The following is a 7,025-nucleotide window of genomic DNA, read 5'->3' on the forward strand; positions in this document are numbered from 1 at the left end:
GCCCTGGGGTGGGCGGACCGGGGACCGCTCCGGGGGCTTGGGGGTGTACCCCCGGAGCGGTCGTCTTGGGGCTACGCGCTGGCGGCGAGGTTCATGGCGGGGAGGGCCTGGCCCTCCAGCTCAAAGGCCGCGTCCGCGTCGGTGAGCGTCTGGGCGGTGGCGGTGATGGCCTGCATGATGCCGCCCGCCGTGTTCTGTCCGCCCGTGACAAAGTGGCCCATGATCGACTCGCGCAGGCTGTCGGTGAACTTGAGCTTCTTGGAGACGACTTCGATCGTCTTGACGGGGTCGGCGAGCGGGCGGCCCGCGTCCTTCTCGATCTGGGTGAGCTTGTTCTCGACGTATTCGCGGTCAAGGAAGGTTGCGACCGCGTCGCGGGCCTGGGCGGTGATCAGTTCGAGGTTCTTGGTCTCGGTGTCCCCGGACCAGCGGATGACGCCTTCGTCCAGCTTGGCGCCGAGGTGGACGGCGCGGAGCGCGTCCTTCTGGATGGTCATGCCGTTCTCGCACACCTTGACGGTGATCCGGGGGGTGATGGTGAAGGCTCCCGCGCCCACCTCGCTGTTGGCGATCACGAATCCGGCGCTCACGACGGGCAGTTCGTCGCCGGTCTGGCCGGTGAAGGGGGAGCGGTACCCCTTGAGGAGACTGGGGGCGAGCACCTTGATGTGCTCGGACTCGACCCGGACGATCATGCGGCGCTCGGTGAGGTCGCACCCGGTGATGCGGACGCCGTGGCCGGACTCCCGCACGCCGCTGAGCGCGGCCAAGAGGACATCGAAGTTGTCGATCATCTTGTAGCTGTCGGAGAGGAAGGCGCGCAGGACTCCTTCGCCGCCCTGGGGGCCGGTGAACGCCCGGAGGAGGAACTTACGGGAGGGGTCCTCGGCGAGCCACCCCATGACGTTCGCGTCGTAGAGGTCCACCTTGTCGGCGCGCATCCGGCGGAGGTAAGCGAGCGGGATGCCGAGCTTGGAGGCGATGCCCTCATCCGCGACGGTGGTGGGGCGGTAGGTGCCATCGGCGATGGTGACGCCGGTGTCGGTGAGGATCGGAGGGAGGCCCTGGACGGTGAGGTTGCCGCCCTGGAAGGTGAGGGCGGAAGCGGGGGCGACCATGTCGATCTTGGCCTCGTGCCGATCCTGGAGGATACGGGCGAGGTCGGGCAGATCGGCGTTCCGGGCGTTCGACGCGGCGTCGGTCGGGATGACGACGGCGGCACGGCGGGTGAACTGCTCGGTGGTCTCGATAGCCATGGTGCGCTCCTTGCGAGGCTGGTTCGTGGTGGCCGGTCCGGGGTTTGCCCTCCCCGTTCCGACATGTATTAATATACTCCTCCTGGGTGGTGGGCGCAAGTTCTGAGCGGCGGTTTTCCCGGGTTTTCTCGGCGGGGTTCTGCGGCCCGCAGACTGCGCGCCCTGAGAGCGGGGGGTTCCTCCGGTCGGTCGGCGGCGCGGTGGTGCCGCGCCCGGACGGGGCCGCTGGCCTCGCGCAGCGACCGCGTAGCGGCTTGGGCTAGTGGTCCTGGCCGGGTGTGGCAGGGTTCGGACGTCGACCGGCCGGAGGAACCCCCCGCGCCCCCGCGCCTTCACCCTCCCCGTGCCGCACCCGGGCACGGGTCCCCCCTCCCTCTGGGAGTGAGGTCGGGGTCCGGGGCGGAGCCCCGCGTTCGAGGCCGCGCCGTCCGGCGCCCGCTCGGCCGCGTATCGCTCAGTTGCCGCCTGCGGTCGGCATGTCGTCGTAGGCGGCACCGATGTGGGCGGGGAGGAAGAGCCAGGAGGTGTCTGCGTCGTACAGGACCCGGGCGACCCGGCCGGGCCGCCATGCTCCGTCGGCTCCGGCGCGGCTCATGGTCGGGCCGAGGTAGGTGACAGGCCGGCCGGACGGGTCCGTGATCCTGTCGCCGGGCCGGATCTCCCGGCCGGTCCGGGAATCGCGGAGAATCCGGGCCGGCTCATCCGGACGGTGCAGATCGCCTCGCAGGGGGTTCCTGGTGACGGTGTACGGGAGTTCGCCGAGGTGCTGGACGTGACGGCGGTACGCGGCGAGGGCGGAGCGGCCGGCCTCGGTGACGGACACGGAGCGGCGGTCGTCGGCCCACCTCACCCAGTCCCGGACAAGGCACTCGTGGACATCGTCCGTCCGGAAGACGGCGGAGGCGTCAGGCTCGGGCCGGGTGGTGAAGTAGCGTACGGCGCCGTACTCCAAGGAGGCGAACAGGGGGCCGCGGGCGGCTGCGTCGAGGCAGCGCCCCTGCTGGTCGCTGACCGGGCACGGAGCGGTGGCCGTCATCGGGCTCCTCCCGCAGGGTTCTCTCCGAGCACGGACCGGGCGACGGTGAAGTGGTCGCAGCTGTCTCCCGGCGGGCGGGCTTTGCAGTGCCAGCACGGCCGGGCGCCGGGGTGGGTGGCGGTGTGGTGGTGGCACTGGTAGCCGGAGTAGGGACCCTCGGTCCGCAGGTGGGACAGCAGGATCAGCTCGAAGTCGCCGGGCTTGGCCCAGCCGGTGATGCCGCGCTGGGGGTGCGGGTGCTCGGTGTCGCCGTCGGCGAGGACGATGCTGCTGATCGAGACGAGCAGTCTGTCCCGGTCGGCGTCGAGGGCGTGGATGGAGTAGCGGGTGCGGCTCTTTCCCCTGCGGGTCCACGGGGGATGGGTCGGGCCGTGGGCGTGGCCGAGCACGGCGAGCCCTTCGAGGCTGCTCGGGGTCAGCGTCGGTGGCGGGTCCCACAGGGTGTGCCGACGGTTCACGGGGTCACGCTCCGGGCGGCCGCCCGGGCCTGGCCGTCCGCCCTGGAGAGCCGACTGCTGCGGGCCCGGATCCTCTCGGCGCGGGCTGCGACCTCGTCGGCCGGAGGCATCGGTCCGCCGCGGCCTTCGGCGGCGAGCCGACGGATGCGGGCGGCCTGTTGCCGAAGGATGCCGGCGGCCAGTTCGAACAGCTCGTCGTCGGTCGTGGCCTGGTGGGTGATCTCCCAGCGGCCCCCGACCCTCGTCCGGAAGGGCTCCTTCTCGCGGGCCGTCACACGCAGTACCCGTCCGGCGGGCTGGTGCCCCTCATCGAGCTGGATGAGGTAGTGGAACTGCACGTCGGATCCGGGCTGCAGGAACATCATCCGGTCGCGGGGCTCGTCCTGGCCGAGCAGGTACGGCGTGCGCTCGGCGGCCCACCCGCGAAAGCGTTCGGCGCTGGGCGCATGGCCGCCCTCGCGGGCGGCGTGGACGAAGTCGGCGAGCGCGGGCAGGAAGGTGCTGGGGCTCAGCCAGGGGTTGCGCTGGATGAGCACCGGGGCGTCGTTGTCGTCCTGGTGCCATTCGACAATGGCGCGGGCTCCCATCGGGGAGACCTCCTTGGGGTGGTGGTGACCGTGGTGGGCCGCCGCGGGTTTGCCCTCCCGGAGCGGCTGGGGATTGCCGCGCCCCCGGCGGTGCGGGGGTGTTGGCGTCAGGGGTAGGTGGGGTTCTTGTACTTCTCGGTCGGGGGTTCGGCGCTGCCGGGGTCGAGCGGGAGGTATTCGTGATCACCCATGACGACATGGGTGCTGAAGCTGCTGTCCGGGTAGGCGTAGATGAGCTCTGTCCCCCGGTAGACCCGGTGCCAGCGGAAGGACCACTGGACGGGCAAGTACTCGCTCTCGTCCACCTCGACGGCACCGATCTCACCGACCGAGTACTCGCTGTACGGGCCAGGGGTGAACGCGTCCTGGATGAGCATCCCGACCTTGAGGTCGCGGGCCGCGACGGCGGGCAAACCCGTGGCAACGCAGGCCGCACAGGGGCCGTTGACGTGAGGCTGGTGCAGCATGAGCGCAACTCCTTGAAGGAAAGGGTCGTGGTGGCCGATCCGGGGCTTGCCCTCCCCGTTTCGACATGTACTAATTTACCTGTCGGAGGCGAGGGTGTCAACTCGCCTCGCGCCCTCCCTCCGGCGGCGGTGCGGCCCGGCCTCCGCAATGTGCCGATACTCTCGGCAGCAACGACTCGAAGGGGGAACATGGAACTGCACGTCGCCCGCGGCGGCACCGGCAAGACGTCGAGCGTGACCGGCGAAGTCGTCCCGCCCGACGCGGATGCGCCCGCCTGGCCGGCGTACGGTGCCATCATCCTGGATCTCCCCGCGGCCAGTCCGCTCCCGGCAGACCCGGCGTTGATCGACGAGATCACGAGGTCGTGGACCGGGCCGGCGGCCACTGAGAGCTCGCACTCGGGCCCATCCGAGAGGTCGGGGCCGACTGCCCGGGGCGGCCGATGCGGCGGAGCCGGTTCCGGGCCGCGCGACTGAGAGCCGCCGCCCGGCCCTGAAGTCGGAGCGGCGGCCCCTTCGGCGGGGCTCTAGGACAGCGGCTTGCACGTAGAGCACTCGTCGGCCTCGCACCCGAGACGGCGGCGCCCCTCCGGCAGGCACTCGGCCGCGAGCTGCGGCTCGAAGTCCAGGTCCCGCTCGATCAAGTTCGGCAGCCCTCGGGGGGAGCGGTGGGATTCCAGTGCGGGCAGGTCGAAGTAGCCCCATTCGCCCTGCGTGTCGTCGGCGCCGAGACGGGCCCAGCCGAACGCCTCGCCGCTGGCCGGATCGAGCTCGGTCACGTACCAGTCGCCCCACGCGGCGAAGTAGTGGGCGTGGATCGTCTTGTGTTCGCACGGGACGCCGTCCGTGGCGCAGAGCGCCGGGATGCTTCGCAGAACCTCGTTGGGCGGGTAGAAGGCGTGTCCGCGCTCACGCCGCCAGACCTCCGGCGTGAGGGTGCTGTCGAGCTGGGTGGCGGGCACGTGCTGGTCGGCCATGAAGGTCTCCTGGATGCAGGCGGCTTGTGGTGATCTCGTCGCAACCGAGGTTTGCCCTCCCCGTTTACGACATGTATTAGTTTACCTTTTCTGGTCGTGCGGGGCAACCTCCTCCCGGGGCAGGATGAGGCATCGTTCGGGCAGCCCTCCGGCTGCGCGGTCCGGGAGTTCGGGGAGGGTCGGGAAGCCCGCCCCGTCCCCCCGGGCGTCGTTGAGGAGGGCGTTGAAGATGTCCCAGCCGTTGACGCCGTGGTCGCCCCACACCCCGTCCCGGAGGTCGGCGGGAAGGTCTGGGCCACCCCTGGCGGCGACGTCCTCCATGTGGTCCACCTCGACCCCGTCGCTGTCGAGGAATTCGGCCAGTTCGACGGTGCCGTCCGTGGAGTCCTCCGAGAGGACGGCGTACCGGGCGCCGGGCACGGCCCAGGCCAGGGATTCGGCCACGGCCGCGACCACTTCGTACGCCAGTCGCCCGGCCTGGAGGCGGTGGCGGGTGTAGGCGGAGACGACGGGTTCGCGGGCGGGGGGTTCGGGGGACGCCGGCGGGGCGCCCTGGCTGCTCGCGCGGCGGACCTGGTGAAGGTGGACGCCGCCGTGGCCCGTCCACCGCTGCTCCCGCTCCGCCTCGTCCTCCCAGCTCTCGGGGTGGGCGCGGAGGTGGAGGTACAGGGCGTGAGGGTCGTCGGCGATGGGTTCGGGGACGGCCAGGCGGACGAGGGTGTCGTAGCGCTGGGTCTCACTGTGGACGAGGTGGAGGTCGCGGGTGACGGTACGCGGGTTGTTCACGAGGGGCCTTTCGCTCTCGGCCGGGCGGGCGGTCACGCCACCAGGGGGCTGGCCATGGCGTTGAGACGTTCGGTCGTCTCGTCGAACTTCCGGCCACAGGGGGTGCAGAGCCAGGTGCTGACGATGGCGCCGGTGAGGGTGACACGGGAGTGGCGGTCGAGCACTTCGGGGCGGCGGCAGTCGTCGCAGGGGTGCGTCATGGCGATCCTTGGTGCGGAAGGGGTACGTGGTGGCCGATCCGAGGCTTGCCCTCCCCGACTCGACATTGATTATTCTACCACATGGAGGCGGGGAGGACGCCGGTCGGGTGTTCGCTACCCGGCCGGATGGTGCAGCCCCCGCATCGCGCGCTCGGCGGCTCTGGCGTCAAGCTCGTACACGCCGCGCCGGTCGTCCGCCGCGGCGCAGTACGCCGCCCACTCTTCGTACGGGTGCTCGGCGAGCTCCGCCAGGGCCATCAACATCTGGTCGAGGTGGGGTCCTTCGGGTTCGAGACGCGTACCGTCCTCGGCGGTCAGGTACTGGGCGACAAGGGTGCCGGGATCAGCGCCGACTTCGAGGGTGACGGTCCGGGCGGACGAGTGCCCGCTCTCCCTGGCGGCGCGGTCCGCGGCGTCCGCGATGGCGGCGACCACGAACGCGCATCGGTCTGCGGGGGCCGCGTCGTGGACGCGCTCGGGAAGGGGCTGGGACGAGGAATGCACGGTGCCTCCGTGAGCTCTGGGTGGTGGTGGGTCCTGGGCGAGCGGGCTCGGCGGCGGAGCGCGCTATGTCGCCCGACCGGCGCACTGGCACTGACAGGCGCAGGTGTCGCACGCGCGGCATTCCCCGGCCGTCGGACACTGACAGGTGCAGTTGAAGACCGTGCAGCCGTCCTGGTGGACCCGTACGGCGGTTGGGTCTCGGAGCGCCGCGAGGGCGCCGACGACGGCGTTCATCCCGGCGCCGGGGAAGGACAGATCGACGGTCTGATCGTCGTTGACCACCAGTTCGTGCGCGACCGGGCACCCGGGACCGGCCTGGGCGTACCGGCCGGGCTCCGCATCACGGAGCTCGCCGGTGGGAGCACCCGTTCCACGCCTGACCAGACGGAACCCGCCGCGGCCGTGCACGATGTCGGTGATCAGCTGCGCGTGGGGCAGGGACAGCGCCTTGGCGTCCAGGTGGAGACCGGCGAGGGTGGAGTGGTCCGGCCGCACGCTGATCCGTCCGCCCCCGTCCAGATGGGCGGTGAGGCTGAGAGGGTCCTCCGGGTCCTCGACTGCGAGTCCGGGGTGCGCGGCGGCGATCAGGGCGGCTCCGGAGAGGGCGGCCGCGTTCTGGGCGGCACGCCATGCCGCATGGGGGGTTTCGAGTTCCTTCGGTACGCGCGGAGCGACGACGAACATGCGGGTGTCCTTCAGTGAGGGGTGTTGGTGACCGGCTCGGCGGTCCGGTCGCCGGGGCGCGCTCGCGGCC

Annotated in this window: 10 protein-coding genes; all 10 read right to left on the bottom strand. The window is 71.3% G+C overall.

What is annotated here, in order from left to right:
• Nucleotides 1–71: 71 nt before the first annotated feature.
• The 10 genes from ACFVIM_RS30695 to ACFVIM_RS30740 all read right to left on the bottom strand — a co-directional run bounded on the left by ACFVIM_RS30695 (nt 72) and on the right by ACFVIM_RS30740 (nt 6,955).
• Nucleotides 72–1,256 (bottom strand): DUF932 domain-containing protein, encoded by a 1,185-nt coding sequence (locus tag ACFVIM_RS30695; protein WP_351495525.1) that lies wholly within the window; start codon nt 1,254–1,256, stop codon nt 72–74.
• 454 nt (nt 1,257–1,710) lie between these two features.
• Nucleotides 1,711–2,292 (bottom strand): hypothetical protein, encoded by a 582-nt coding sequence (locus ACFVIM_RS30700; protein WP_384308249.1) that lies wholly within the window; start codon nt 2,290–2,292, stop codon nt 1,711–1,713.
• Nucleotides 2,289–2,750 carry a hypothetical protein gene (locus ACFVIM_RS30705; RefSeq protein ID WP_384308251.1) on the bottom strand — a complete coding sequence of 154 codons (462 nt, stop codon included), beginning with the start codon at nt 2,748–2,750 and terminating at the stop codon, nt 2,289–2,291. The genes ACFVIM_RS30700 and ACFVIM_RS30705 overlap by 4 nt, the downstream gene beginning before the upstream one ends.
• Nucleotides 2,747–3,337 (bottom strand): hypothetical protein, encoded by a 591-nt coding sequence (locus tag ACFVIM_RS30710; protein WP_384308254.1) that lies wholly within the window; start codon nt 3,335–3,337, stop codon nt 2,747–2,749. Before ACFVIM_RS30710 ends, ACFVIM_RS30705 begins: the two co-directional genes overlap by 4 nt.
• Nucleotides 3,338–3,444: 107 nt before the next feature.
• A complete protein-coding gene (locus ACFVIM_RS30715) occupies nt 3,445–3,804 on the bottom strand; it encodes a hypothetical protein (protein WP_384308257.1) in 360 nt (119 codons plus the stop codon).
• 527 nt (nt 3,805–4,331) lie between these two features.
• Nucleotides 4,332–4,781, bottom strand: coding sequence for a DUF2958 domain-containing protein (locus tag ACFVIM_RS30720; RefSeq protein WP_384308260.1), 450 nt, complete (start codon nt 4,779–4,781; stop codon nt 4,332–4,334).
• Nucleotides 4,782–4,862: 81 nt separating this feature from the next.
• Complete coding sequence (locus tag ACFVIM_RS30725; RefSeq protein ID WP_384308263.1) at nt 4,863–5,567, bottom strand: hypothetical protein; 705 nt, start codon at nt 5,565–5,567, stop codon at nt 4,863–4,865.
• Between the two features lie 32 nt (nt 5,568–5,599).
• Nucleotides 5,600–5,767, bottom strand: coding sequence for a hypothetical protein (locus ACFVIM_RS30730; RefSeq protein ID WP_384308265.1), 168 nt, complete (start codon nt 5,765–5,767; stop codon nt 5,600–5,602).
• A 114-nt stretch (nt 5,768–5,881) separates the two neighbouring features.
• Complete coding sequence (locus ACFVIM_RS30735; protein WP_384308268.1) at nt 5,882–6,271, bottom strand: hypothetical protein; 390 nt, start codon at nt 6,269–6,271, stop codon at nt 5,882–5,884.
• A gap of 63 nt (nt 6,272–6,334) precedes the next feature.
• On the bottom strand, nt 6,335–6,955 hold the full coding sequence (locus tag ACFVIM_RS30740; protein WP_384308271.1) for a hypothetical protein: 621 nt from the start codon (nt 6,953–6,955) through the stop codon (nt 6,335–6,337).
• Nucleotides 6,956–7,025 lie beyond the last annotated feature (70 nt).

Source organism: Streptomyces sp. NPDC057638 (genome assembly GCF_042800315.1).
GTDB lineage: Bacteria > Actinomycetota > Actinomycetes > Streptomycetales > Streptomycetaceae > Streptomyces.

Bases quoted from the DNA above. Each gene is read 5' to 3' on its own strand.
- ACFVIM_RS30695 (WP_351495525.1), bottom strand. From the start codon at position 1,256: ATGGCTATCGAGACCACCGAGCAGTTCACCCGCCGTGCCGCCGTCGTC.
- ACFVIM_RS30700 (WP_384308249.1), bottom strand. From the start codon at position 2,292: ATGACGGCCACCGCTCCGTGCCCGGTCAGCGACCAGCAGGGGCGCTGC.
- ACFVIM_RS30710 (WP_384308254.1), bottom strand. From the start codon at position 3,337: ATGGGAGCCCGCGCCATTGTCGAATGGCACCAGGACGACAACGACGCC.
- ACFVIM_RS30715 (WP_384308257.1), bottom strand. From the start codon at position 3,804: ATGCTGCACCAGCCTCACGTCAACGGCCCCTGTGCGGCCTGCGTTGCC.
- ACFVIM_RS30720 (WP_384308260.1), bottom strand. From the start codon at position 4,781: ATGGCCGACCAGCACGTGCCCGCCACCCAGCTCGACAGCACCCTCACG.
- ACFVIM_RS30730 (WP_384308265.1), bottom strand. From the start codon at position 5,767: ATGACGCACCCCTGCGACGACTGCCGCCGCCCCGAAGTGCTCGACCGC.
- ACFVIM_RS30740 (WP_384308271.1), bottom strand. From the start codon at position 6,955: ATGTTCGTCGTCGCTCCGCGCGTACCGAAGGAACTCGAAACCCCCCAT.